Source organism: Streptomyces mabaensis, assembly GCF_053763515.1.
Genome location: NZ_JBSOPZ010000018.1, coordinates 68,027 through 94,654, shown reverse-complemented (window position 1 = coordinate 94,654; position 26,628 = coordinate 68,027). Strand labels below are relative to the sequence as shown.

The following is a 26,628-nucleotide window of genomic DNA, read 5'->3' as shown; positions in this document are numbered from 1 at the left end:
GCAGGGAGCGGCCGCAGATTATGGAAGGTTGACGTCGTTGGTGCAGCCAGCCTTGTCGGCGATCCCGCGGGCAAGGTCCAGCGTCATGTCGGCGAACACCTTCTCGGACGCCTCGTCGCCGACTCCCTCAGCCGGCTTACCGCTCAGTCGGATGTCCAGGTACTTCTCCCGTGTGAAGTCCTCGGTCGCTCCAGGCGGCGGCGTTGTTCTGCACTCCACCGCAACCCGGGTGCCCCAGGCCCAGCTCTCCGCCCCCGCGCCCCAGTCCTTGGCCACAGGGGTGGATCCGTCGACGAGCGGTTCCCAGGCGTAAACGGAATTCGGGTTGTTATGAGGATTCTGAGGCCGCCACTGCACAGTGCCGCGAAGGCTTCCCCCTGACCGTTGATACACCGAACAGAACGAGGCTCGGCGTTCCTTCACGGACTTGTCCAAGTCGGTGCTGTCGCCCTTGACCTCCTTGCCCGCCGCAAGAATGGGCATGAGGTCAGCCTTCTCCAGAAGCCCCCAGCAGGGATCAACTGCGAAAGCGGTCGGGCCCGGTTCCTCGTCCCCTCCAATGACGGCCCAAGCGGCCGCCCCAGCCCCCAGGAGCACCGCGGCGGCGACGCAAGCACCGATGATGCGCTTGCGGCGCGAAGCGGGGCTCGTCTCACTGTCAACGGTCATGATTTGTTCCTGCGTTCCTCTGGTCGATGAGTCCGTTCGAGTAGCCATTCTTGCTGGCGTCGAGCGCTACATCATGAATGATGTCCCGATCGACGCCTGGGGGCAGAGTCAGATGCTTGACCTGCTCCTCGATGTGGGTCGTAGACGAGCTCAGTCCTTGCAGATAGCGTTCACGGACCTCAGCGGCCGAACCTTCGTACGGATCCTTCTTCGCTTCCTCGATTTCTGCGTTGAGGGTCTCGTCCATGGCCCAGCCTGCCAACTCACCGGCAATGGGAACTCGAGTCGCCGCAGCCTCAAAAATGGCGCCGACGGTGAAGCTCGCTGCGCTGCCGCCGAATTCGAGGTCTTTGTTGTATTCGTCGTTCGCGTCGAACTGCTCCTTGAGCGCACCATCGATCCGCCCACCCGCGAGCACACCGTTGATGGTGCCATCGGTCTGACCGATGTGACGAATGACGTCTTTCATGTCGCCGTCCTTTGTCTGGACGTGCTCGACGGCATACTGCATGGACCCCTGAGTGTGTTCGTGCTGAGCCGCGGACACCGTGGCGTAACTGTCGTCATGGCGCCCGAGGGCGTCCATGAAGGGCGTCAACGAACCATGCTCGAACGTCGCATGCTTCTGCTTCCTGTCGTTCTCGAACGCGTCGGTGTCATTACCGTATGCCGCATTGATGTCACCGATGTACTCGGCACTCATCCGGCCCATGCTTCCGCTGAGCCCGGAATCCATCAGCTCGGGCTTGTCGCCCACCTTGGCGACGACGCGCTCCATCACATTGGCCATGGCATCGGTATGTGGCTGCGGGTGCGCGTAGCCGTTCTCGTACGGACGAGTCTGGCCGGACACCGCTGCCTCCAGCGCGTGTCCCACCGCCGTCTGAGCCGGATGGGGTTCACCGGTCTTCGTGGTGTCATGCCAGTCCGCGGTCGGCTTCTTGTCGAGCATGTAGTCGACCATGCCCTGAGCCTTGCCGTGCTGCCCGCCGACCGCCTTGTCGTCCTTCGTGACAATGCCGTCGCCGTTGCTGTCCTCGCGGACCGGCTCGTTGAAGAATGCCGTCGACGCTTCAGGGTTGTTGCTCATCGCCTCCATCAGGCCGGTGAGCGGATAGAAACCCTTGCCGCCTTCCTTGTCCTGGTTGAAGGCCATCGTCTGGTTGTACGGGAGGCCTTCCTCCCAGATCTGCGGATTCTTGCGCTCCATGGCGACCATGTCCCGGCCGACCGCGGTGAGGAAGTCCGTGTCGTACTTCCCCTCCCGGAGGAGCGACCCGAGCGCCTGGTAGCCGTACACCCTCGTGCTGAGCCCTGCAAAGCCGGAAACGTCGATCTGCTTGCGGCCGGCCTTCAGTAGTTCGTTGGTCCAGCCGGCGTCCAGATGCCCCTTGGTGTCCTTGCTGGTGGCGATACCCAGCATGGAGCCCATGTCGTTCTGGATGTTGTGCACCATGGCGGCGCGGTCCTGCCCGGCCGGGCCGAGGCCGGTCGAGTCCAGCGACATTTTCGTGTACGCCTCGAGCGCTCCCTCCGCACCGAGCTTCCGGTAGAAGGCGGTGGCGAACTCGGGGTCGTTCCTGTTGTCGTCCATGAGCTCTTCGAGCTCCTTCAGGGCCTCCACGTTGCGCGCGGTACCGCCCTCGCCGGTGACCTTCTTCACCAGCCCGGCTGCCCGGTCGACCTGCTCGTCGTCCAGGCTGTTGTACTTGGGACCACTGAAGTTGTGGTCATCTGTGACATTGGCCCTGAGCGCGCGGGCCAGGGAATCGTCCGCGTCGCCGCAGTCCTCGACGATACGGTCCACCCTGCGCTGCATGGCGGCGATGTCGTTCTTCTGCTTCTCCAGCGCCTGCGGGTAATCCGGGTCGCGTTTGGCAGTGACATCGTTCTCCAGCGGATAGCCCGCCGAGACCTTGCCATGGCCGTCGATCTTGAGTCCCTGGGCAGGAGCCTCTTCGTCAACCAGCTTCTTCAGATCGTCCTTCGCCTTCTTGAACTCCGTGTGCCCGTCCACCAGGATCACTTGAATGCCCTTGGCTTCCTTGGCGGCGTCGTCGAACTCCTTCGCCGTCTTCTGGATGAACGGCTTGGTGACGTCGGCATTTACACCTCGCCAGTCGGCCTTGCTTGCCTTCGCCTGCATCCCGGTACGGGCGTCGTCGGCAAGCGTCTCCAGCTTGGTGACCATCTCGGACCAGTCGTCGGCCGCTGTCTTCAGCTTGTCGACCGGAGCGTTGTACACGTCATCGAACGTCAGCATCGATGTCTCCCGTCCTACTTGAAGTGCTCATCGATCTTGGAAGCGGACATGGCAGCGACGATGTCGTTCTCTTCCTTGGCGTGTGAGGCCTTCGAGTAGTCGAGGTGGTTCGAGATATTGGCGCACGCGTCGAGCAGTGTGCGCAGCTGCGTATTCCACCTGTCGTGCACCTTCAGCAGCGCAGAGCCACTCTGGAAACTCATGTTCGTCAACGCGATCGACGCATCGAAAGTCGCGGGACGGGCGTGATCGCCATCGCGTGTCAGCCGCTGGTAGAGCTGGTATGCCTCACTGCCGATCGCCCCCAGGTCGTCCTGGTTCACACTGAGGTCGGCATTGCCAGCACTGCCGCTGGGCCCGTCGTCCGCGCGGTTGAGCCGCATGCTGGTATTCGCCGTCGCACTGGTTCGGGCTGACGACCACTCTTCGTCGAACGACACTGCTCCCCCGCTGCTGAGTTTCCGGCCCGCCGCCGGCTCGACGCCGACCGTGACGCGCAGCGCGGACCGGATGAACTCCGCGCTTGTGTCGCGTCGGGTCCGCGATCGTACTGGACTCCAGGGCAGAGAACGGAATCACCCGCTCACACTTCCCGAACCGAAGCGTTGCTCTTCCTCCACACCCGGCCGGCCATGGGGCTTCGCCGTGCGCGCCGATGCGGACCGTAACGCCTGTGCCAGTGCTGGACTTCCACAAGCGGTGCCCACCGGCGTGGTGGTGGGACCCGTCAGCAGCAGTCCCGGCGCCGCCGAGAGACGACGGCTCGGCGGCGACTGCGAGGACGACGCACAGGATGCGGCGATTATCCCGTGTACTCGTGACTCCTGTGGTCCGATCGACGTTGAATCACACGGATCGTCGGGAGCGGACCAACGGAACGGCGACCGCAGTGCCGACAAGCGCGGCAGCGCCGACGCCCAGGCCGATCCAGAGTCCGGTACTGGTGTCATCCTCACTGGCCACAGGGACTGCAGCCCCGGGCTTCCCGTCCTTGGCCGGGCTACCCTCACTCTCCGACGCTTCCGTAGAGGGCGAGCTGGGCGCGGTAGCGGCGAGGTCGGGCAGGGGGTACTCGTCGGCGGGGCCCACGTCACCTGGGTTCTTGAGGGCGATGCGCGGGCGAGGGGCGCCGTAACCCAGCTCATCAGTGCGCTTGTTCCCGCTCTGCGGACCGCCCACTGTGTTGAGCATGACGCGCAGTACTTGATTGTTGGTGAGCTTGGGGTACTTGGACCAGATCAGCGCTGCGGACGCAGACGTGAGGGCTGTTGCGTCGCTGGTTCCGTGGGTCTTGCATAGGCCCGTCTTGCCTCCGCAGGCGGTGACTATGTCTTCGCCTGGTGCGGAAAAGTCGACCAGTGGACCAAAACTAGACTCGTTGGTCTTCTTCAGGTCCTTTCCGACGGCCCCCACGCCGACCACTCCGGGGGTGCCGGCAGGGTAGCCAGCCTCATTGTCCTGCTCGCCGTTGTTACCCACCGCCGCGAAGATCAGGGATCCTTTGCCGAGGGCGTACTTCACCGCCTCGGCCAACTCCTCCGATCCGTCCAGCACCCCCATCGAGACGTTGATGACTTTCGCACCGGAATCTGCGGCGTACCGGATGCCATCACTCACGGCCTGATTGAACTCTGCACCGGCCTGGATCTGATTTGCGTCTAGCCCTATATCCGGCGTCCGAATGGGAAGAATCTTGACTCCGGGAGCGAGGCCGAACGCGCCATTGCCTCCACCCCTCCGTCCCGTACCGGCAATCAGTCCTGCCATGCCGGTGCCATGACCGTCGTAGTCCGTATGTTCGTCGCCGTCCTCCTTCGGGGCCAGATCCTTACCGTTGAGAACTTGGCCCTGAAGATCAGGGTGGGTGGCGTCAACTCCGCTGTCGATCACAGCAACAGTCACACCCTTGCCGGTGCTGACCTTCCACATCTCTTCCGCATGCATCGCGTCCAGGTGCCACTGTTGGGAGCGGACACTCTCAGCGTGCGCTGGTGTAACGACAACGCCTGCCAGCAGCAGACCTAGCCCGGCCGAAACCACAGGCCGATGTCGGTTGATTCGGAGTCTGCTGGTGTGCATGCGCTTCCCTAATATGCCGAAACTCTTCAGATGATCAGTCGATGACTGGGGGGACGACGCGTCGACGGCCCTGCTGCCAGGTCTCTTCGTCTTCAGAGAGATAATCTGGGCGATCGCCCGCTTCGTCGCGTCTCGGTGCAGCACCGTGCGCAGTCTGCGAAACCGCGCCGGCCCGCCCCACCGGCCCAGCATGCGGAGAGTCGGCCGAGGCGACACCACGCACAAGGCCACTACCCCCGGGCGTGAAGGGACGTGCACCCGTACTGCCGGGCTGTTGGGGCCGACCGCCCACGACCCCGCCCGCTTCCGATGCGAGCCGACGGCCACCCGCAACACCACTCTGACCGCCGCCCAGCCCGCCCATACTTGCACCACCCGCGCCGTGGGCCATCGGCAGCCGACCATGCGTACCCTCCGCGCCGATCACCGTGCCGCGCGGAATGGCACCCGTGGGCCTACCGGAGTTGGGCGGTACGGGGCGACCGCCAACGATCCCGCCGTCCCGTGGGAGGCGACCGACTGGACCGGTGCCCAGCCCACCTTGGCCAGGCAGCGCGGGGAGACGCGAGCCGACGGACGACCGACCTGCCCCGGCGGGGCCTGCAGGCATGGTCGTGCCGCCGCCGACTGCAGGAGGAATCATCCCTGGCGGAAGCAATCCCCCCTCGGGCCGAGTCGCGCCTCCCGGCAGCCCAACAGGCGGGGATGAGGGTGCTGTCGAAACAGGAGGCAGAGTGGCAATGCTGTCGATCTCCATGCCCACGGCATGTTCCGGTCGAGTCGTGGCGGGAGCGGGCCCCAGGTCTCTCACCCCTGGCACTACCGATCCGAATTGCGGAGAAGGAGGCTGACCGCCACTCGCCGCGGCCACCCCCCCACTGCTGCCACTCGCGTACGCGCCCCCCGGATATGCCAGATCCTCACCGCCGTATCTGATGTCGTCCGAAGGCATGAACCGCCCGGGCGGCGGCGGAAACGTCGGGACCTCCAGGTTGGACATCCCACTCGCCGACCATGAGTAGGTCTCCGCCAGCTTCTTCATCTGCTGGATCGCGTCCTGGTGGGCGGCTCTCTGCGCCGCGTCGTCCTGCCCCAGGGTGGCCTGCGCATCGCGGGCCACACCGGCCGAATCAGGGTCGTTGCGGTACTCCCTCGCAGCATCGAGATTCCCCTTGGCGGTCGTCGCGTCCTGCGGCATGGCGCTCTTGACGTCGGCGATCGTCGCGGAGGCAATGGCCAGCCAGGTCGACGAGAACTGGCTGTAGTACCCCAGCCGATTGGTGGCGTTGGCTGTGTCCGCACCCCAGTTGCGGAACGCGTCGCCCGCCTCGCCCTGCCAACCGACACCCTTCATATGGGTTCTGAGGTCTTCCGCGATCTCATGGATGGTGCCACCAGCCGCAGCCAGGCGCTCGGCAATGCCCATGACCGTCTCACTGCTCGCGGGAGCCAGCAACTCCCACAACTGATGATGGGACATACCCTCGAAGGGGGTTGTGACCTTGCCGCCGCCACTCGATTTGTCAGCCACTGATGCCCTGCCTATCCCCGTGTTCCCGGCCCGTCACCCTCACAGCTGAGCGCGGTCGGAAGTCTCGCCCGTCTTGTCCTGGTCCTTGGCGTGCTCCTCTGCCCAATCCCTCGTGTTCTCGTTGAGGGAGAGCATTCGCCTGCGGATGTCCTCGTCGATGTTCTCGTAACCGGCCTGGGACGCGTGCACCGCGATACTCAGGCCCTCGATCGAGTCCGACAGCATCTTGGACAGCTTCTTGAGCTGCTCCACAACGTTTCCGTATGCGTCGAACAGGGCGTCAGCCTCGGCGAACACTCTTTCCCCGCCGCCCAGCTGGGTGCGCATCATCTGCTCGTCGGCCAGCTTCCCCGGGGAGGCCTCGGAGCCGATCAGCTTGGCGAGTACGCCATCGACCCTCTTCTGAAAGGTCTTCAGGGTGTCAGCCTCGACCAACATCGCCTGCTGGGGGTTGACCGCCCACAGACTGTCCATCGAGCTCGGCGCGGACGGCGTCGCCGTTCCGTACACCGGCCTGCCCGTTCCGTCGTCCTCCGCCACAGCATCCTCCCCGTTTGCGCAAAGCTTCGGGGATCACTCTAGCCATCGGCGGTGAGACTTCGCACATCTGGGTTGCAGGTGCAATGGGGGTCACACGGTCAGGAGTTGGGTACCGAGACCGCCGCCTGCGGTCTTATCGGGAGGCGGTTCACCGGGCGGCCCGTGGCTGCGCGGACTGCCGAGGCGACCGCCGCCGGGGAGGTGACCACCGGGACCGCGCTCGCCGCCTTGGCGCCGAACGGGGCCACCACGTCGCGTTCCTCGACGAGGTTCACGATGCGGATGTCCGGGGCGTCCAGGGAGGTCGGGAGTGCGTAGCCCGTCAGGTCCGGGTGGCGGACGATGCCCCGCATCGTGCGGAGGTTCTCCGTCAGCGCCGTACCCACGCCCTGGGTGACGCCCGCCTCGATACGGGCCGCGAGCTGGCGCGGGTTGAGTACGCGGCCGACGTCCTGGGCCACCGCCATTTCGACCACCCGCACCGACCCCAGCTCGATGTCCACGTCGACCACCGCGCGGATCGCGCAGAAGGCGAGGCCCACGAAGGCGTCGCCCTGGCCCGCCTCGTCCAGGGGCTCGGTCGGGTGCGGGCGGCACTGGGCCGTGGCCCAGAGTTCCTTGCCGTTCATCGCTTCTGTGACCGTCGTGGAGAGGACACCGTCGTACGAGGTGATCTTCCCGTCAGCAATCTGGAGGAGTTCGGTGGACATGCCGAACTTGTGGGCCAGGGGCTGCAGAAGCTGGGTACGGACCATCTTCGCGGCGCGTTCGACGGCTCCGCCCGAGACCCAGGTGTGCCGGCCGTGCGTCGCCGGGCCGGCCGGCGGCTGGTCCGTGTCGACGGACGCGACGTGTACCTCTTCGATGCCCAGGGTCTCCTGGACGATCTGGCGGGCGAGGGTGGAGAAGCCCTGGCCCGTTTCGACGGCTGCACAGATGACGGTCGCCACGCCGTTCTGGACTTTGACCGTCGCCGTCGAGACCTCGTCCGCGCCTTCGGCTCCGAGCATGTGGACCATGCCCAGCGCGTAGCCGACGCCGCGGCGGATCGCGCCCGGCTCGCCCGCGCCCTCCGGACCGCCCGGCAGCAGCCAGCCCTCCTCCGGGGAGTCCTTGGGGAGGGTGGGCAGCGGGAAGTCCCGTACCGAGCGGAGCAGTTCGGCGACCGGCGCCGGGCAGGTGACCGTCTGGCCGGTGGGGAGCAGGTCGCCGGTGGCGAGTACGTTGCGCAGGCGCAGTTCGGCGGGCTCGATGCCCAGCTTGGCGGCCAGTTTGTCCATCTGGCCCTCGTACGCCGCGCACACCTGCATCGCGCCCTCGCCGCGGACATGCCCGGACGGCGGGTTGTTCGTACGGACCGCCCAGCCCTCGATGAAGGCGTGCGGGACGACGTACGGGCCACAGGCGAACGCGACCGCGGCGGCCAGGGATTCGGCGGAGGCGTCCGCGTAGGCGCCGGAGTCGAGGAGGATCTGCGCCTCCACCTTCACCAGGCGGCCTTCCGCGTCCGCGTGGTGGCGGTAGCGCAGCAGGGTGGGGTGGCGGTGGGCGTGGCCGAGGAAGGACTCCTCGCGGGTCGCGGCCAGCTTCACCGGACAGCCGGTCTTGAGGGCGAGGAGGCCGAGGGGGAGCTGGAAACCGGGGTCCTCGCGGTCGCCCGTCGCGCCGGGGACGCCGGTGACGACGATCTTCACCCGGTCCGGTTCGAGGCCGAAGCAGGCGGCGGCGAGGTCGCGGTCGGTGTGCGGGTCGGTGGAGGCGGTGTAGATCTCGACGCCGCCGTCCGGGCGCGGTACGGCGAGGCCGGCCTCGGCGCCGATGGGGGCGGGGTCCTGGCGGCCGATCCGGTACAGGCCCTCGACGACGACCTCGCCGGCGATGTCGGGGTCGCCGAAGCGCAGCGGGATGTGACGGATCAGGTTGCCGTCGGGGTGCAGGGGTTCGGCGGCGAAGGCCTTCTCCGGGTCGGTGACCGGTTCGAGGATCTCGTACTCGACGGTGATCGCGGCGGCGGCGAGCCGGGCCGTGTCGGGGTGGTCGGCGGCGACGGCGGCGATCGGCTCGCCGTGGTGCCGGACGAGTTCGGCGGCGAAGACGGGCCGGTCGGCGATGCGCCGGCCGTGTGCGGCGTTGCCGGGTACGTCGGCGTGGGTGACGACCGCCCGTACGCCGGGCATTTCGGCGGCGCCCGTCGTGTCGATCGAGACGATACGGGCATGGGCGTGCGGGGAACGCAGGACCGCGGCCCACAGCAGACCCTCGGCCCACAGGTCGGCGGCGTAGGGGAAGGTGCCCTCGGTCTTGGCGCGGGTGTCGGCGGGGGGCAGGGAGGCGCCGAGGCCGTGCGGGGCCGCGTCCGGGTGGTCCTGGGCCCCGCCGGGAGGGCCGTCGTGGTCCCGGTCGTGGTCCCGGCCGGCCCGATCGCGGTCGCGGCCCGGCCGGTCTTGCCGGTTGCCTTCGACCTTCGGGGTCGCGGTGGCAGCGTCGTTGCTCACGCCATGCCTCCGTCGTACGTGGGGTGGGTGTGCGGGGGCTGTACGCCGCCGGCCCCGGGGGGCGCCTGGTGCGGGATACGGGCCTCGTCGGTGCCGGTGCCCGGGCCGGTGCCCGCCGGGGTGCCGGGCGCGGCCTCTGCCTCGGCCTCCGCGTGGGCGGAGTTCGCGGCGCGCTCGGCGATCACTTCCCGTACCGCGTCGAGTACGCCTCGGTAGCCCGAGCAGCGGCAGAGGTTGCCGCAGAGCGCCTGGCGGGTTTCGAGCTCGGTGGGCGCGTGGTTGCCTTCGAGCAGGTCGTGGACGGTCATGGCCATGCCCGGTACGCAGAACCCGCACTGCACCGCGCCGCAGTTGGCCAGCGCCCGCTGGACGTCGGACGGCTCGCCGTCGGTGGCGAGTCCTTCGACCGTACGGACCTCGGACCCGGCGGCGGTGGCCGCGGGCACGAGGCAGGAGGCGACGAGCCGGCCGTCGACCTGGACGGCGCAGGCGCCGCACTCGCCTTGCGAGCAGCCGTCCTTGGCACCGGCGAGACCGAGGCGCTCGCGCAGGACGTAGAGGAGGGACTCGCCGATCCAGGCATCGCTGACGGGCCGGTCGGCGCCGTTGACGCGCAGGACGTAGGAGGCATGCGGATGCTCGCTGTGCTGCGGCTCCCGGTCGGCGTCCCGGAGGTCCGGGCCGCCGTCGCCGTCGCCGTCGGTCTCATCCGGGCGGCCCGCGCGGGGCCCGGCCGGGTCCGGGCGGTCTACGCCGGGGCCGGCCTCATCCGGACGGTCTACGCCGGGGCCGGCCTCATCCGGACGGTCTACGCCAGGGCCGTCCGAGACCGAGCGGTCGACGCCGGGGCCGTGCTGGTGTGAGCCGGCCCGGTCTCGTGCGGCGTGGTCCGAAAGGACCTGGTCCGGGTCGACTTGCCCCGCACCGGATTTCCTGCGAACGCCCTCGTCCGGGCCGACCGGCCCGCCGCCGGCTTGCCCCGGACGGACCTGATGTGGGTCGCCCTGCTCGCGGCCCGCTTCGCCCACGCCGCCCTCGTCGGGGTCGGCCTGCTCGCGCCCGGCTCGGCCCGGGCGGATCTGGCCAGGGCCGACTTCCTCGCCGCCGACTGGCCCGTGGCCTCCCCGACCCAGACCGAGCTGGTCCGGGCCGCCTGACTGGCTGCCGCTTCGGCCCAGGCGGACCTGGTTCGCGTCCACTTGCTCCCGGCCGGCATGAGCCAGGCCGACCTGGCCCGGGTCGGCTTGCTCGGGGCGGGCCTGGCCCTGACGGATCTGGCCCGCGTCTACGCGTTCGTGACCGCCTTGGCCCAGGCCGATCCGGTTTGGGTCGGCCTGCTCGCGGACGGCATGCCCCAGACCGACCTGGTCCGGGTCGACTTGCTCGTGGCCGGCCTGGCCCTGACGGGCCCGGTCCGGGGCGGACTGCTCGTAGCCAACGTGCCCCAGGCCGACCTGGCCTGGGTCGGACTGCTCGTGGCCGGCCTGGCCAGGGTGGGCACGGTTCGGGGCGGGCTGCTCGTGCCCGGCCTGCCCGGGGCCCGCGTGCTCCGCGCCCGGGTGCTGCGGGCCCGTGTGCTCGTACGTGGGGAGCCCGGGGGCGCCTTGCTGGTGGGCGGCAGGCTCCAACCCGGGCTGGACCGGGCTGCCCTTGCCCTGACCGCTCTGGCCCTGGGCGGCCTGCCCCGGGCTGGAATGTTCCGGGCTGTCCTGGTCTTGCTCGCGGTCACCGGGCCGACGGCCGCGCTCTCCACCGCTGCCGAGCTCGCCGTGGCCGGGCCGGGGGCCGCCGCTCAGTTCGCGGCCGTTCAGCTCCCAGCCGCCCTGCTCCCCGCCGTCCTGTTCGGCGCTGCTGCCGGTCGGATCCAGGGCTCCCCGCGCGTAGCCGTCGCGCTCGCTGCCGTGCTCCCAGTCGCTTCGCTCCGGACCGCCCTGCTCGTTGCCGGCCCGTTCCTCCGGGCGCGGCCAGTGGTCCGTCGGGGCCGGGGCGGGCTGCGGGGCCTCGGGCCAGTTGGGGTCGGGGCGGGACCAGGGCGACGGCTCCGCCGCGCCCGTCGCCCACGGCGCGGTCGCGCCGCCGGGCAGCGTGGCGGGCGCCGACGCGCCCCACTGGGCCAGTGCCGAGGTCGTGAACTCGCCCGACTCCTCCGGGAGATCGCCCTCCGCGACCGGGATGGTCCACTGCCCGGTGAGGTCGGACCCGGTCGGGGTCGCGGGGCCCGCCCCGCCCGGTCCCGCGTCCCCGTGCGCCTCCGTGAAGTTCCACTGCCCGGTGGCCCGGGCGTCGTGCGCCGCCTCCGGCTCCGGCCACCGCACGGTCTCCGGCGTCGCCCAGGTACCGGTGGCCGACGGGTCGAGACCCGCGGCCGGCGTGAGCGGGGTGATGATCGCCGGCGGCACGTAGCCGTGTCCCGGGGCGGCCAGCGGCTCGCCGAGGCCCGTCATGTCCTCGGGCAGCCTGACGAAGGCGGTCGCCTCGGCGTCGTACTCGCCGCCCTGCGGGACCGGCTGCCAGCTGCCCTGCTGCTGCGGTTGCTGCGGGGTCTCGTTGTCGCTCATGACGTCAGCGCCCTCCCCAGTGCTCGTCGGGCCAGCGTGGCCACCGTACGCCGCAGATGCAGCACGGCCGGCGACAGGGGGGCCACTTCCGAGCCGTCCGCCGGCGGCGCCGGGTCCGGGATGCAGGCGGCCGCGACGTACTCACCGAACGCGGCCAGCGCCTCGGGCGCCAGCGCCCGCTCGCCGTCCCAGTCGATGAGCGAGGCGACCCAGCGTTCGGCCTCCAGCGGCCGCAGCGGCATCGGCGCCACCGCGCCCACCCCGCAACGCACGCCCCGCCGGGCCGGGTCGAGCACGAGCGCGACCGAGGCGGTGGCGCGGCCGGGGCCGGTCCGGCCGGTCGCCTTGAGGAAGACCTGGGGCGCGTGCAGCAGCGGCACGCGGACGAAACCGATCAGCTCGCCGGGGCTGAGCATCTCCCGGCCGGCCAGCAGATGGGAGACGGGGATCTCGCGGCGGGCCCCGCCGGGTCCCGCGATCACCAACGTCGCTTCCAGCGCGGCCAGGACCGGCAGCGCGTCACCGGTGTGGGCGCCGGTGACGATGTTGCCGCCGAGCGTTCCGGCGTTACGGATCTGGGGCGGCCCCGCGGCCCGCGCGGCGGCGGCCAGCGCCGGGATGAGCGCCGCGAAGTCCGGGCGTCCCATCCGTGCGTGGGTGAGGCCCGCGCCCAGCAGGGCGTGGCCGTCCTGGTACTGCCAGCCGCGGATCTCGCTGATCCGGCCGAGGCCGACCAGCGCCGCGGGGCGCAGCAGTCCGGAGTTGACCGCGGCCATCAGGTCGGTGCCACCGGCGACAGGCACGGCGGCGGGCATGGCGGCGAGTGCCGCCACAGCCTCGTCGAGCGAGGCAGGCAGCGTCACGGACTGCGCCGCCTGCGGTGCGTGCGTGGTCAACCCAGCTGCCCCTTCCCGGTGTCCCGGTGTCCCGGCCGTCCCGCCTGTTCCGCGTGTTCCGCCACTTCAGCCTGTTCCGCCGTACGGTACGTGCTCGCAGCCCGGACGTGGCAACTCTGGCACATCTTCCGGGGCGACCGGAGAGAGGGTCCGCGAAGGGTGCATCCGCGCCCGACCTGGGCGATAGTCCGGTTTCTCACACCTTCGCCGCAGAGTGCGAAATGCCACCTTCGGGGTCCCTTGTACTACTTATTGGGTACGGCCTCCACGGTCCCAGGGACGCGGCCCCCGGGTACCGGGGTTCCGGTCGGGCTCACACGATCGGGGGCGCCCCCTCGATCGGGCGTCCGAGAACCGGCGAACCGGCACCGCCGCTTCCGGTGCCGGCGCCGCTTCCGGGACCGGCACCGCCGCGCCCGGCACCAGCGGCTCCCCCAAGCGCCGGCCGCCGCTGCCACGGCAACGGGCCGCCGGGCGGCCGGTAGTCCACGCCGAGCGCGTCAAGCCGGGCGTAGTGCACGGCCATTCGCGCCTCGAACCCCGCGAAGTCCCGCTCCGCGGGCGCCGGCAGCACCGACCATGCGACCTCGGCGAAGGCGGCCAGCCGCGGGAACGTCTGGTAGTCGACGCGGCTCCGGTTCTCCATCACCTCGGTCCAGACATTGGCCTGCGTACCGAGAATGTGAGCGGCCGCCTCGGCCGGCAGCCCGTCAGGTACCGGCTCGAAGCGGTAGACGTCCTCCAGCGTGCGCACCTTCCCGATGGGCATCGGCTCGTCCTCGCCGGCCGCCTGCCGGTGGTCCAAGTACACGTACTGCTCTGGGCACATGACGACGTCGTGGCCGGCCTCGGCGGCCGCGATCCCGCCCGCGTACCCGCGCCAGGAGGAGACCGTCGTGATGTACGCATCGATGTTGCAACATACGCAATGAAGGTTTCGCACAGCACAACACGCGGGTGATTATGGCGGCCGGGGCGCGCACGCGAAAGGCCCCCGCCCGCACGCATCAGCGCACCGCGAGGGCCTTGCCGCACCTCTGGGGAGCCCCGGCCGAAAGCCGACCGGACCCCGGTCGAGCCCTGGCGAGCTCCCGCCGGGAGGGGGCTTACTTGTCCTTGCCGCCCTTGCCCTGGTCGCCGCCGGATCCGCCGGCGCCCATCGACTCGTAGATCTCCTTGCACATCGGGCAGACCGGGTACTTCTTCGGGTCACGGCCCGGGACCCAGACCTTGCCGCAGAGCGCGACGACGGGCGTGCCGTCGAGCGCGCTTGCCATGATCTTGTCCTTCTGGACGTAATGGGCGAAGCGCTCGTGGTCTCCGTCGCCGCGCGACACCTGCGGTGTCGGCTCTACGAGGGTCCCCGTACCTGCCCCGCGCTCGGGCTCAAGAGTGCTCATAGCTGCCAAGGGTACTGAAACGCGCCGGCATCAGTTCAAGGACGGGTCGTCCGGGTACGTGGCCACCATCGCGAGCTCGCTCCGCTGCCGCCGCAGTACGGCCCGCCAGAGCCGCTCGGGGTCGGGGGCGGAGACATCCCCCGGTTCGGACTCCACGACGTACCAGGCGCCCTCGATCAGTTCGTCCTCCAACTGGCCGGGCCCCCAGCCGGCGTACCCGGCGAAGATCCGCAAGGACCCCAGGGCGCTGGCCAGCAGCTCCGGCGGCGCCTCCAGGTCGACCAGCCCGATCGCGCCGTACACCCGGCGCCAGCCGAGCGGGCCCTCCTCGCCGGGGATGACGGCCACGCCGAGCGCCGAGTCGAGGGAGACGGGCCCGCCCTGGAAGACGACCCCCGGCTCGCCCGCGAGGGCGGCCCAGGGTTCCAGGATGTCGCCGACACCGACCGGGGTCGGCCGGTTGAGGACCACGCCGAGCGAGCCCTCCTCGTCGTGGTCGAGGAGAAGCACCACCGCGCGGTCGAAGTTCGGATCCGCGAGGGCGGGAGTGGCGACGAGCAGCCGCCCTGTGAGCGAGGACACCTCGGTCATGCCGACATGATCCCGCATCTTTGCCCTCTGGGGGGAGTCAACGGCGGTCTGTGAGGCTGTGCAGCTCAGGCGCACGGCAGCAGCGGGAGCGCGTCCACCGCACGGCAACCCTCCGCAGTTTCGGGCATACGGAGCGTGTTGTGGCAAATTCATGACGTTCTCGTACTGCCCTCAGCCTTACGGACCGGGGGTGGTCGCCCCTTACCCTTTTCCCTGGCCCCCTGCCCACCCTCTCCGGAACGCGAGATTCATGACCGGCACAGACGATGTACTGCTTGTCCACGGCGGAACCCCGCTCGAGGGCGAGATCCGTGTCCGCGGCGCCAAGAACCTCGTGCCGAAGGCCATGGTCGCCGCGCTGCTCGGCAGCGGGCCGAGCCGGCTGCGCAACGTGCCCGACATCCGCGATGTGCGGGTCGTGCGCGGGCTGCTGCAGCTGCACGGGGTGACGGTCCGCCCCGGCGACGAGCCCGGCGAACTGGTCCTGGACCCGTCGCACGTCGAGAGCGCCAACGTGGCGGACATCGACGCCCACGCGGGCTCCTCGCGCATCCCGATCCTGTTCTGCGGCCCGCTGCTGCACCGGCTCGGCCACGCCTTCATCCCGGGTCTCGGCGGCTGTGACATCGGCGGCCGGCCGATCGACTTCCACTTCGAGGTGCTGCGCCAGTTCGGCGCGACGATCGAGAAGCGGGCGGACGGCCAGTACCTGGAGGCCCCGCAGCGGCTGCGCGGCACGAAGATCCGGCTGCCGTACCCCTCGGTCGGCTCGACCGAGCAGGTGCTGCTGACGGCCGTGCTGGCCGAGGGCGTCACCGAGCTCTCCAACGCCGCTGTGGAGCCGGAGATCGAGGACCTCATCTGCGTGCTGCAGAAGATGGGCGCGATCATCTCCATGGACACCGACCGGACCATCCGGATCACCGGTGTCGACAAGCTCGGCGGCTACAACCACCGCGCGCTCCCGGACCGCCTGGAGGCGGCCTCCTGGGCGTCGGCGGCGCTGGCCACCGAGGGCAACATCTATGTGCGCGGCGCGCAGCAGCGCTCGATGATGACCTTCCTCAACACCTACCGGAAGGTGGGTGGCGCGTTCGAGATCGATGACGAGGGCATCCGCTTCTGGCACCCGGGCGGCCCGCTGAAGGCGATCGCCCTGGAGACGGACGTCCATCCCGGTTTCCAGACGGACTGGCAGCAGCCGCTGGTCGTCGCTCTGACGCAGGCGTCCGGACTCTCCATCGTCCACGAGACGGTGTACGAGTCCCGGCTGGGCTTCACCTCCGCGCTCAACCAGATGGGCGCGCACATCCAGCTCTACCGCGAGTGCCTGGGCGGTTCGGCCTGCCGCTTCGGCCAGCGCAACTTCCTGCACTCCGCGGTGGTTTCCGGCCCCACGAAGCTCCAGGGCGCCGACCTGGTCATCCCGGACCTCCGGGGCGGCTTCTCGTACCTGATCGCGGCCCTGGCCGCCCAGGGCACGTCCAGGGTCCACGGCATCGACCTGATCAACCGCGGCTACGAGAACTTCATGGAGAAACTCGTGGAGCTGGGAGCGAAGGTCGAACTCCCCGGCGGCGCACTCGTCTGACGCCTCGACCACCCTGACGATGGCCCCCACGGCGGGGGCCATTGTCGTCTGCGGCACAACCACCCACCGGCCACACCGGCGCGCCCCCGGCTGGGGGTCCGGGGGTCACCCCCCGGGACAGCACAGCATGGAGAAGCTGGTGGAGCTGGGAGCGAAGGTCGAACTCCCCGGCGGCGCACTCGTCTGAGGGACGTCTGTACACACGAAGGGCGGCCACCCGATCCGGGTGGCCGCCCTTCGTGTTGCCTTCGGGTCTTACTTGCCCTTGGCGGCTTCCTTGAGCTTGGAGCCCGCGGAGACCTTCACGCTGTAACCGGCCGGGATCTGGATCGGGTCGCCGGTCTGCGGGTTACGAGCGGTGCGAGCGGCACGGTGGGTGCGCTCGAAGGTCAGGAAGCCGGGGATGGTGACCTTCTCGTCGCCCTTGGCGACAACCTCGCCGATCGTCTCGGCGAGAGCGGCCAGAACGGCGTCGGCGTCCTTGCGGGTCACCTCGGCGCGCTCGGACAGAGCGGCCACCAGCTCACTGCGGTTCATGTTGTACTCCCGTGTTCAACTTGCCTATGAGGCGTGAGATCGAAGCCGATGCTGCCAGGGCCCTCGGACAGTCCCCGGACCCGGGTCTGACGTCAGACCCTCGCGCCCGGTCAATCATCCTGCCCCCACCAGCGGCGGGAAAGCCAATCCGGCACCCGCCAGAGTCACACGAAAAGCGCCACTGCCTCGTCGTGGTGACGCTCCGTCGACTCGCTGACGCGGACGGCAGCGGCCGCAGGCCTCTGTGCGGGCATCCCCGCAACCCTAGAGGTGCGGCCGAGGCCCCGCATTCCGCGACGCGCCGTCAGGGGGCCGTGGGGCCCGACGGGACCGTGGGGCCCGTCACAGCCCGTTGGTGCCCTGCCCGGCGGCCCTGGCGGCCGTACGGACCGCTCCGGCGACCGCACCCGCGACCTTCTCGTTGAAGACCGACGGGATGATGTAGTTCGGGTTGAGCTCGTCCTCGGTGACGACGTCGGCGAGTGCGGCCGCGGCCGCGAGCATCATCTCCGTGTTGACCGTACGGGACTGCGCGTCCAGCAGACCGCGGAAGACACCCGGGAAGACCAGCACGTTGTTGATCTGGTTCGGGAAGTCCGAGCGCCCGGTGGCCACAACAGCCGCCGTCTGGCGGGCGATCGCGGGGTCCACCTCGGGGTCCGGGTTCGCGAGCGCGAAGACGATCGCGTCCTCCGCCATCGCCGCGACGTCGTCCCCGCCGAGCACATTGGGGGCCGAGACGCCGATGAACACGTCGGCGCCGACGACGGCTTCCTTCAGAGTGCCGGTGACACCCTCGGGGTTGGTGTTGTCGGCGATCCAGCGCAGCGGCGAGTCCGCGTCGGCCGAGACCAGGTCCTCGCGGCCGGCGTGCACGACACCGTGGATGTCGGCGACGACCGCGTGCTTCACACCTGCGGCGATCAGCAGTTTGAGGATGGCCGTACCGGCCGCGCCGGCACCGGACATGACGACCCGGACATCGCCAACTGCCTTGCCCACCACGCGAAGTGCGTTGGTCAGCGAGGCGAGCACGACGATCGCCGTGCCGTGCTGGTCGTCGTGGAAGACGGGAATGTCCAGGGCCTCGCGCAGCCTCGCCTCGATCTCGAAGCAGCGCGGCGCGGAGATGTCCTCGAGGTTGATTCCGGCGAAGCCGGGGGCGATCGCCTTGACGATCGCGACGATCTCGTCGGTGTCCTGGGTGTCCAGGCACAGCGGCCACGCGTCGATGCCGGCGAACCGCTTGAAGAGGGCTGCCTTGCCCTCCATGACCGGGAGGGCCGCCTTGGGGCCGATGTTGCCGAGGCCGAGGACGGCGGAGCCGTCCGTCACGACCGCGACGGCGTTGCGCTTGATGGTCAGGCGGCGGGCGTCCTCGGGGTTCTCGGCGATCGCCATGCACACCCGGGCCACACCCGGGGTGTAGATCATCGAGAGGTCGTCACGGTTGCGGATGGGGTGCTTGGACGCCATCTCGATCTTGCCACCGAGGTGCATCAGGAACGTACGGTCGGAGACCTTGCCCAGCACGATGCCCTCGATGCCGCGCAGCTGCTCGACGATCTCGTCGGCGTGCGAGGTGGAGGTGGCGGCGATGGTGACGTCGATCCGCAGCTTCTCGTGGCCGGAAGCGGTCACATCGAGGCCGGTGACCGAGCCGCCGGAGGACTCCACGGCCGTGGTGAGCTGGCTGACCGCGGTTCCGCTCGCGGGGACCTCCAGCCGGACCGTCATCGAGTACGAGACGCTGGGCGCCGTTGCCATGGCCGGTTTCCTCTGCTTTCCCTAGCTTCGTGGCTGCGCGGCCGCGGCTGTTGCCCGGCAACGCCTTCCGATGGTGACACCTACCTGCCGGTAGCAGGTAATGCGGTCATTGAGTTTTCGGAAAGTAGTTTCCACCATACGAGAAGTCGTGATCAAACAGAAGAGGCCCATGCCACCGATGCGGTGGCACGGGCCTCTTCTGTAGATACGTACAAGTGGCACCGACCCGCCATGCTCGCCTCGCGGCAAGTGGTCGCTCTAAGCGACGAAGGTTGGGCCCGGGGGCTTGGATCGAGCCGGTGCCGTACCCAGGCTAACAAAGGTTTCCCCGGAACTGATTCCCGTGCGGCCAGTTCGTTCCCCGGCCGGTTCCGGATCAGCCCCGGATCAGCCCCGGAGCAGTCCCGGATCAGTCGCGGAGCAGGTCAGGGACCCCGTACGCGTCCGGGTCGTCGCGCTCACCCGAGACCACCGTGAGCTGCTGCGTGGCGCGGGTCAGCGCCACGTACAGCACCCGCAGGCCCGCGGGCGACTCGTCGGCCACTTCCGCCGGCGCCACGACGATCGTCGCGTCGTACTCCAGCCCCTTCGCCTCCAGGCTGCCCAGCGCCACCACCCGCTCGCCGAGCCCGGCCAGCCACCGGGCGGCCTGTTCGCGCCGGCTCATCGCGACGACGACGCCGACCGTGCCGTCCACGCGCTCCAGCAGCCGCCGCGCCTCCTCCCGGACGGTGCCGGCCAGATCGCCGGCCGCCGCCACGAAGCGCGGCTCCACGCCCGTCGAGCGGACCGCCGCCGGGGACTCCATCCCGGGCATGGCGAGCGCGAGGACCTTCGCAGCGAGCGCGGCGATCTCGGCCGGGTTGCGGTAGTTCACCGTCAGGGTGAACCGGCGGCGCGGGCGGGTGCCCAGCGCCTCGTCCCGCGCCTCGGCCGCCTCGTCCGGGTCCGACCAGGAGGACTGGGCCGGGTCGCCGACGATCGTCCAGGTGGCGTGCCGGCCGCGCCGGCCGACCATCCGCCACTGCATGGGCGTCAGGTCCTGCGCCTCGTCGACGATGACGTGCGCGTACTCCGTCCGCTCGGCCGCGAGCCGCTCGGCCCGCTCCCACTGGGTCTCCTCGCGCTGCGGCATCAGCTCTTCGAGGCCGGTGAGCTGATCGAGTGGGTCGTACTCACGCTTCTTGCGCGGCCGGGCCGGCGCGCCGAGCAGCATGTGCAGCTCGTCGAGCAGCGCCACGTCGTGTACGGACAGCGGACCCTGCCCGTCCGGGCCCACCCGGCGCAGCGAGCGGGCCAGCAGCCGGGTCTCGCGCGGAGCCAGCACCCGCCGCGCCCAGCGGCCGAGCCGGCGCTCGTCGGCCATCGCCGAGAGCACCTGACGCGGAGTGAGCTCGGGCCACCAGGCGTCCATGAACGCCAGGAACTCGGGCTCGGTCGAGACGTCCTCGTCGAAGCTCGAACGCAGCTCGGCGACCAGCTCGGGATCGGTGTATCTGCCCCGGCCGCTGGACTTCGCCCACAGGGCGTCGAGCACCAGCCGCCGGGCCCGCGGCCGCAGCAGGTTGACCGGCGCGGTCCCGCCGAGCACGGACTGCCGGATGCGCCGCAGCTCCTCGGCCGCCAGCTCGATCCGGCCCCCAAAGGCGACCACCCGGAGCCGGGTAGGGGTACCGGCGGGCGGCGTCTCCTCGCCGAACGCGAGCTGTCCCTCGGCGGAAGCGCCGCTGCTCCCGGACGGGGAGGTCTCCAGCGCCCCCCGGGCCGCGTGGCGCAGTACCTTCAGCATCCGGGACGAGCCCTTGACGCGGGCCACCGCCGGATCGTCGTATTCCGCTGCTTCCGCGCCCTCGACCAGCGAGCCGACCGCGCGGATGGCGACCTGCCCCTCCTCGCCCAGCGAGGGCAGCACGCCCTCGGTGTACGCGACGAGCAGCGGGGTCGGCGAGACGACCAGGATGCCGCCCGCGTACCGCCTGCGGTCCTGGTAGAGCAAGTACGCCGCGCGGTGCAGGGCGACCGCGGTCTTGCCGGTGCCGGGGCCGCCGGACACCTCCGTCACGGACGCGGCGGGCGCGCGGATGACCAGGTCCTGTTCGGCCTGGATGGAGGAGACGATGTCCCGCATGGTGTGGCTGCGCGCCCGGCCGAGCGCCGCCATCAGCGCGCCGTCGCCGATCACCGGCAGCTCGGCGCCGCCGAGCGTGGCGGCGACCTCCGGCCGCATCAGGTCGTCCTCGACCCCGAGGACCTTGCGGCCCTTGGAGCGGATGACCCGGCGGCGTACCACCCGGCCCGGGTCCTTCGGCGTCGAGCGGTAGAACGGCGCGGCGGCCGGCGCGCGCCAGTCGATGACCAGCGGGGCGTAGTCGGAGTCGAGGACGCCGATCCGGCCGATGTGCAAGGTCTCGGCGATGTCGGCCGTGTTGTCCGGCCGCACCGCGTCGTCGGCCGGATCGACCGACGTGTAGGCGCCGTCCGGTCCCTTCTCGCCGTCCTTGCCGAGCAGGAGGTCGATGCGTCCGAAGAGGAAGTCCTCGAACTCGTTGTTGAGCCGGTTGAGGTGGATACCGGCACGGAAGACCTGCGCGTCGCGCTCTGCGAGCGCGCCGGGCGTGCCGACCTGGCCGCGCTTGGCGGCGTCGTTCATCAAGAATTCCGCCTCGTGGATCTTCTCCTCGAGGCGGCGGTACACCTGGTCCAGATGATTCTGTTCGACACCGATCTCACGGTCTCGTACGGAATCGACAGCGGCATCCTGCGCGGCCACCGAGGCCCCCTTCTGACGTGCTGCGGGCAGCCGTCAACCGTACGCGAAGGGGACCCCGGTATGCACGTATGTCAGGCGTCCACCTCGACCAGCCGCTTGCCGTCGAACGTCCGGACCTCGAAGTGGTCGATCTCGTTCCGGTCCATCGCCGAGCCGCCGTGGACGTAGAGCGGGTTCTTGGCGGACTCGTGCGTGCTGTCCGGGATGCCGTACCCCCACTTCGGGACGGCCCAGGAGGTGACCGTCTCCTCCTCGCCCGTCTTGGAGACCGCGACCAGGGAGCACTTCAGCGGGCCCTTGACGTTCTTGAGCTCCAGGACCGTGTGCGTGCCCCAGCCCTTCTTCTCCATCCCCACGGTGGCGCTGACCTTGGTCGACGCGTCCGTCGCCTCGACCTTCTCCTCCATGTGGTTGAAGAAGGCGTCCTCGGCCGGGCTGGTCGGATGGACCCCCGCCACGTCGTTGCGGCCGTCGTCCCCGGACGTCGCCACCACCGCCACCGCCGGACCGCCGATGACCAGCACCGCCGCGGCCGCCACCAGGTAGAAGCTGCGCCGCTTGCGCTGGGCGCGCTTCTCGGCGACCTCGTCGACGAGGTTGTCGAGCAGCTTGCTGCTGGGCGGGGTCACCACCGCGGGCGGACCCGGGGCTTCCGCGAGCATGGCGAGCATGGGTTCCATGCCGGCGAACTCGTCCAGGTGGGAGGCGCAGAGCTGACAGACGGCCAGATGCGCCTCGAAGGCGCTGGCTTCGGCGTCGTCGAGGATGCCGAGCACGTAGGCACCGGCCGCATCGTGCGAGCCGTTGCCGTCGTACGGGTCGTTGCCGGGGTACCACCCCTGCGCGGTCATGCCGTCACTCCTCGTTCTTCGAGCGCGAGCTTCATGGAGCGCAGCGCGTAGAACACCCTGGACCGCACCGTCCCACTGGGTATGCCGAGTATTTCGGCAGCCTCATTGACCGTACGTCCTTTGAAGTACGTCTCGACCAGCACCTCGCGGTGAGCGGGTGTCAGGTCGTCGAGCGCATCAGAGAGCGTCATCAGCCACAACGCCTTGTCAATCTCGTCCTCCGCGGGCATGACCTCGAGCGGCGACGGCTCGACCTCTTGTGGCCGGGCCTGCCTACTGCGATGACCGTCGATGACGATACGCCGGGCGACGGTCACCAGCCAGGGCCGGACCGATCCAGTGGCGTTGTTCAGCTGACCTGCGTTCTTCCAGGCCCGGATGAGGGTCTCCTGGACGACGTCCTCGGCGCGCTGACGATCGCCCGCGACGAGGCGGAGTACGTACGCGAGAAGGGGACCCGCGTGCTCGCGGTAGAGCGCCCGCATCAACTCCTCGTCGGGGACGGAGGACTGGGAGCGCGGCACTTCCATGCGATGTCGAGCCCGTTGGGGGCGGTCACCGGCCACGGCCGCATCCTTGCGCACCAGTAACCTCCAGGTCGAGACAGCCGGACTCTTCCTCCATCACTACGGAAGGGGCGGGCGGTTGTGCTCAACGCGGCAGGAAGATTCTTTCAAGATCTTTTACCCGGGCGCCGCGCGGCGACTCGGCCGCGTGGCTACGACTGCGTGGCTACGACTGCGCGGCGACCGTCCGCCGCCGGTGCCGGGCCACCCGCTCGCGGTTCCCGCACACCTCGCTGGAGCACCAGCGCCGCCGGCGCCCCCGGGAGGTGTCCAGGTACACGAGCGAGCAGCCGTCGCCCTCGCACTCCCGCAGCCGGGCCCGCGCCACCGGATCGGTCAGCAGCTCGACCGCGTCCCGGGCCACCGCCGCGAGCAGCGCCCCGCAGTCCGGGTGGCCGCCGAGGGTCCGTACCAGCTCCCCGCTCGCCGCGCGTACCGCGCACAGCGGGGGCGGCGGCCCGACCGCCAGCGCGTTGACCCGCCCCAGCGCCTGCTCGGCGGGCCTGCCCTCGATCTCCGCCCGCACCAGCTCGCCCACATCGCCGCGCAGCTCCCGGAACCGCACCAGCCAGCCCGCGTCGACGGCGGTGAGCGGGGTGCCCGCCGGCACCAGACCGACGCCGGTCAGCCAGGCCCGCAGCCGGTCCCGCCCGTCGAGCCGCTCCGCCGGAGCGGCTCCGGTGGCCACCAGATCCAGGCAGATCCGCCCGGAGTCGAACCGCAGCTCGTACGCGCCCATGCCGGCCGCCATGCGCCTGTCACCGCCTCGGGTTCCACGGGGTGAGTCCCGCCCCCAAGAGTGCCCTCCCCGACGCCGGGCCGGAACCCCTGCTACCGGCCGGGAGCCGCGTACCTCAGGCGTCGGCGTACTCGTCGGCGTACTTGGTGTCCGCCGCCGTGTCCAGGGCCAGCCGGTAGCCGCGTTTGACCACCGTCTGGATCAGCTTCGGCGCGCCCAGGGCCGTGCGCAGGCGGGCCATCGCCGTCTCCACCGCGTGCTCGTCGCGGCCCGCGCCCGGCAGCGCGCGCAGCAGCTCCGCGCGGGCGACGACCCAGCCGGGGCGGCGGGCCAGCGTGCGCAGCAGGGACATGCCGGCCGGCGGGACGGGGCGCAGGACGTCGTCGACCAGGACCGCGTGGCCGCGGATCTCGACGCGGTGGCCGGCGACGGGCAGGGTGCGGGCCCGGGAGGGCAGTTCCTGGCAGAGCAGCTGCACCAGCGGGCCCAGCCGAAAGCGCTCCGGCTGCACGGTGTCGATGCCGTGGTCCTGGAGGGGCAGGGCGGTGACCGGGCCGACGCAGACGGCCAGTACGTCGTGCCGCAGAGCGTCCAGCAGCTCGGGGAGCAGCCCGCGGTGCTCGGCGCGGGAGAGCAGCGAGGCGGCGGCCGGGGCGCTGGTGAAGCTGACGGCATCCAGGGCGCGCGAGACGGTGGCGTCGAGGAGGCGGTCCAGCGGGGCGATGTCCTCGGGCGGCATCCAACGGTAGACGGGTACGCCGACCACTTCCGCGCCGCCGGCCCGCAGCGCCTCGACGAAGCCGGGCAGCGGGTCGCCGTGCAGCTGGATGGCGACGCGGCGGCCGTCGACACCCTCGGCCAGCAGCCGGTCCAGTACCTCCGCCATGGACTCGGAGGCGGGCGACCACTCCTCGGTGAGGCCGGCGGCCCGGACCGCGCCCTTCACCTTGGGGCCGCGAGCGAGGAGTTCGACCCCGCGCAGCCGGGCGATCAGGTCCTCGCCGATGCCCCAGCCGTCGGCGGCCTCCACCCAGCCGCGGAAGCCGATCGCGGTGGTCGCGACCACCACGTCCGGGGCGTTCGCGATCAGTTCCTTGGTCGCGGCGAGGAGTTCGCTGTCGTCCGCGACCGGCACGATCCGCAGGGCCGGGGCGTGCAGGACGGCCGCGCCGCGGCGCTGGAGCAGCGCCCCGAGCTCGTCGGCGCGCCGGGCCGCCGTGACTCCGACCGTGAAGCCCGCGAGAGGGCCGTGCTGTGGTTCGTTCATGGCTGGTGCCCCGCTCTGTGCAAGGGGTGTTACATCGTGGTACGGAGGACCGAGCCTGCCAACGGGGCGTGACAGGCTCGGTTCGCCGGTATTTCGCCGTGGTTAACGGACGTTACGGATTACACCTCGGCGTAACTGAGCTGCGGCTTCGCTTCGGTGATCTCTGTCCGTACGGGAGCGGCGGCCGGCCGGCGAAGGTATACCGCCCACGTCACCGCGAAGCACAGCGCGTAGAAGGCGAGGAAGGTGACAAAGGCCCCGGTGCCGGAGCCCGAGGTGAGAAACGCCTGCCGGAAGACCAGGTTGATCCCGAGTCCGCCGACCGCGCCCACCGCGCCGATGAGCCCCATGGAGGCGCCGGACAGCCGGCGCCCGTAGGCCGCGGCGGCTTCTCCCGTCATCCCCTTGGCGAGCGCCTTGGCCTGGAAGATGCCGGGGATCATCTTGTACGTGGAGCCGTTGCCCAGGCCGGTCAGGATGAACAGGGCGATGAAGCCGATCAGGAACACCGTCAGCGACTTCGTGAACGAGGCGTAGACCACGACCGAGGTCGCGGCGGCCATCGCGGCGAAGTTCCACAGCGTGATCCTCGCCCCGCCGAAGCGGTCGGCGAGCGAGCCGCCGACCGGCCGGATCAGGGAGCCGAGCAGCGGGCCGATGAAGGTCAGCGAGGCGGCCTGGAGCGGCGTACGGCCGAACTGGGTCTGGAGCACCAGGCCGAAGGCGAAGCTGTAGCCGATGAACGACCCGAAGGTCCCGATGTACAGGAAGGCCATGATCCAGGTGTGGCCGTCCCGGACGGCCTCCTTGGCCGCGCCGGTGTCGTTCTTCACGGGCGCGAGGTTGTCCATCCGCAGCAGCGCGCAGGCCGCGGCGACCAGGATCAGCGGGATGTACGCGGCGAGCACGATCCGCGGGTGGGTGGCCCCGGCGGTACCGATGACCAGCAGTCCGACCAGCTGCACCACGGGTACGCCGATGTTGCCGCCGCCGGCGTTCAGGCCGAGCGCCCAGCCCTTCTTCCGCAGCGGGAAGAAGGAGTTGATGTTGGTCATGGAGGAGGCGAAGTTGCCGCCGCCGACGCCGGTGAGCGCGGCGACCACCATGAAGGTGGTGTACGAGGTGCCGGGCTTCATCACGAACAGCGCGGCCACCGTCGGCAGCAGCAGCATCAGCGCGCTGAAGACCGTCCAGTTCCGGCCGCCGAAGCGGGCGACCGCGAAGGTGTAAGGGATGCGCACGACCGCGCCGACCAGGGTGGCCGTGGCGATCAGGAAGAACTTCCCGGCCGGGTCGATCCCGTACTGCGGTCCCATGAACAGGACCATCACCGACCACAGGCTCCAGATGGAGAACCCGATGTGCTCGGACAGTACGGAGAAGATCAGGTTGCGCCCGGCAATCCGCTTCCCCTTCTCCTCCCAGAAGGTCTCGTCCTCAGGGTCCCACTGCTCGATCCAGCGGCCCCCCTTGCGCACAGAGGTGGTCGGGGCTGTCATCACGCCTCCACAGATATCG

The 26,628-nt window shown here is 70.2% G+C and carries 19 protein-coding genes and 1 pseudogene; 1 reads left to right on the top strand and 19 read right to left on the bottom strand.

Annotation, left to right across the window (positions count from 1 at the left end; genetic code table 11):
- Positions 1 to 18: 18 nt before the first annotated feature.
- The 11 genes and pseudogenes from ACWV17_RS18020 to ACWV17_RS17970 form a co-directional block, all read right to left on the bottom strand.
- Complete coding sequence (locus ACWV17_RS18020; protein ID WP_455360543.1) at positions 19 to 669, bottom strand: hypothetical protein; 651 nt, start codon at positions 667 to 669, stop codon at positions 19 to 21.
- On the bottom strand, positions 659 to 2,932 hold the full coding sequence (locus ACWV17_RS18015; RefSeq protein WP_455360542.1) for a DUF6571 family protein: 2,274 nt from the start codon (positions 2,930 to 2,932) through the stop codon (positions 659 to 661). Before ACWV17_RS18015 ends, ACWV17_RS18020 begins: the two co-directional genes overlap by 11 nt.
- A gap of 14 nt (positions 2,933 to 2,946) precedes the next feature.
- A complete protein-coding gene (locus ACWV17_RS18010) occupies positions 2,947 to 3,372 on the bottom strand; it encodes a hypothetical protein (protein ID WP_455360541.1) in 426 nt (141 codons plus the stop codon).
- Between the two features lie 406 nt (positions 3,373 to 3,778).
- Positions 3,779 to 5,011, bottom strand: a complete 1,233-nt coding sequence (mycP, locus tag ACWV17_RS18005; protein ID WP_455360586.1) for a type VII secretion-associated serine protease mycosin — start codon at positions 5,009 to 5,011, stop codon at positions 3,779 to 3,781.
- 1,570 nt (positions 5,012 to 6,581) lie between these two features.
- Positions 6,582 to 7,082, bottom strand: coding sequence for a hypothetical protein (locus tag ACWV17_RS18000; protein ID WP_455360540.1), 501 nt, complete (start codon positions 7,080 to 7,082; stop codon positions 6,582 to 6,584).
- A 98-nt stretch (positions 7,083 to 7,180) separates the two neighbouring features.
- Positions 7,181 to 9,577, bottom strand: coding sequence for a xanthine dehydrogenase family protein molybdopterin-binding subunit (locus tag ACWV17_RS17995; RefSeq protein WP_455360539.1), 2,397 nt, complete (start codon positions 9,575 to 9,577; stop codon positions 7,181 to 7,183).
- Positions 9,574 to 12,135 (bottom strand): 2Fe-2S iron-sulfur cluster-binding protein, encoded by a 2,562-nt coding sequence (locus tag ACWV17_RS17990; protein ID WP_455360538.1) that lies wholly within the window; start codon positions 12,133 to 12,135, stop codon positions 9,574 to 9,576. The genes ACWV17_RS17995 and ACWV17_RS17990 overlap by 4 nt, the downstream gene beginning before the upstream one ends.
- The gene (locus ACWV17_RS17985) at positions 12,132 to 13,031 is read right to left on the bottom strand and encodes an FAD binding domain-containing protein (RefSeq protein WP_455353468.1); all 900 of its coding nucleotides are present in this window, start codon (positions 13,029 to 13,031) and stop codon (positions 12,132 to 12,134) included. Before ACWV17_RS17985 ends, ACWV17_RS17990 begins: the two co-directional genes overlap by 4 nt.
- Positions 13,032 to 13,344: 313 nt before the next feature.
- A pseudogene (locus ACWV17_RS17980) lies at positions 13,345 to 13,923 on the bottom strand (family 20 glycosylhydrolase); the annotation flags it as partial.
- A 214-nt stretch (positions 13,924 to 14,137) separates the two neighbouring features.
- The gene (locus ACWV17_RS17975) at positions 14,138 to 14,431 is read right to left on the bottom strand and encodes a DUF3039 domain-containing protein (RefSeq protein ID WP_455353466.1); all 294 of its coding nucleotides are present in this window, start codon (positions 14,429 to 14,431) and stop codon (positions 14,138 to 14,140) included.
- 30 nt (positions 14,432 to 14,461) lie between these two features.
- Positions 14,462 to 15,022, bottom strand: a complete 561-nt coding sequence (locus ACWV17_RS17970; protein ID WP_455353465.1) for a YqgE/AlgH family protein — start codon at positions 15,020 to 15,022, stop codon at positions 14,462 to 14,464.
- Positions 15,023 to 15,272: 250 nt separating this feature from the next.
- On the opposite strand from ACWV17_RS17970, the gene murA reads away from it, so the two are divergent.
- Positions 15,273 to 16,613: a UDP-N-acetylglucosamine 1-carboxyvinyltransferase gene (murA, locus tag ACWV17_RS17965; RefSeq protein ID WP_455353464.1), complete on the top strand. Its 1,341-nt coding sequence runs from the start codon at positions 15,273 to 15,275 to the stop codon at positions 16,611 to 16,613.
- A 255-nt stretch (positions 16,614 to 16,868) separates the two neighbouring features.
- Here murA and ACWV17_RS17960 read toward each other — a convergent pair whose 3' ends face one another.
- From ACWV17_RS17960 to ACWV17_RS17925, 8 genes are all read right to left on the bottom strand, one after another.
- A complete protein-coding gene (locus ACWV17_RS17960) occupies positions 16,869 to 17,150 on the bottom strand; it encodes an HU family DNA-binding protein (protein ID WP_030875040.1) in 282 nt (93 codons plus the stop codon).
- A gap of 342 nt (positions 17,151 to 17,492) precedes the next feature.
- On the bottom strand, positions 17,493 to 18,917 hold the full coding sequence (locus tag ACWV17_RS17955) for a malic enzyme-like NAD(P)-binding protein (RefSeq protein ID WP_455353463.1): 1,425 nt from the start codon (positions 18,915 to 18,917) through the stop codon (positions 17,493 to 17,495).
- A gap of 409 nt (positions 18,918 to 19,326) precedes the next feature.
- A complete protein-coding gene (locus ACWV17_RS17950; RefSeq protein WP_455360537.1) occupies positions 19,327 to 21,687 on the bottom strand; it encodes a HelD family protein in 2,361 nt (786 codons plus the stop codon).
- 71 nt (positions 21,688 to 21,758) lie between these two features.
- On the bottom strand, positions 21,759 to 22,538 hold the full coding sequence (locus ACWV17_RS17945; protein WP_455353461.1) for an anti-sigma factor family protein: 780 nt from the start codon (positions 22,536 to 22,538) through the stop codon (positions 21,759 to 21,761).
- Entirely contained in the window at positions 22,535 to 23,068 is a 534-nt protein-coding gene (locus tag ACWV17_RS17940; RefSeq protein WP_455353460.1) for a sigma-70 family RNA polymerase sigma factor, read from the bottom strand. Before ACWV17_RS17940 ends, ACWV17_RS17945 begins: the two co-directional genes overlap by 4 nt.
- A 202-nt stretch (positions 23,069 to 23,270) precedes the next feature.
- Positions 23,271 to 23,855 (bottom strand): CGNR zinc finger domain-containing protein, encoded by a 585-nt coding sequence (locus ACWV17_RS17935; RefSeq protein ID WP_455353459.1) that lies wholly within the window; start codon positions 23,853 to 23,855, stop codon positions 23,271 to 23,273.
- A gap of 103 nt (positions 23,856 to 23,958) precedes the next feature.
- Positions 23,959 to 25,110: a uroporphyrinogen-III synthase gene (locus tag ACWV17_RS17930; RefSeq protein ID WP_455353458.1), complete on the bottom strand. Its 1,152-nt coding sequence runs from the start codon at positions 25,108 to 25,110 to the stop codon at positions 23,959 to 23,961.
- A 119-nt stretch (positions 25,111 to 25,229) separates the two neighbouring features.
- Positions 25,230 to 26,609, bottom strand: coding sequence for a nitrate/nitrite transporter (locus ACWV17_RS17925; RefSeq protein ID WP_455360536.1), 1,380 nt, complete (start codon positions 26,607 to 26,609; stop codon positions 25,230 to 25,232).
- Positions 26,610 to 26,628 lie beyond the last annotated feature (19 nt).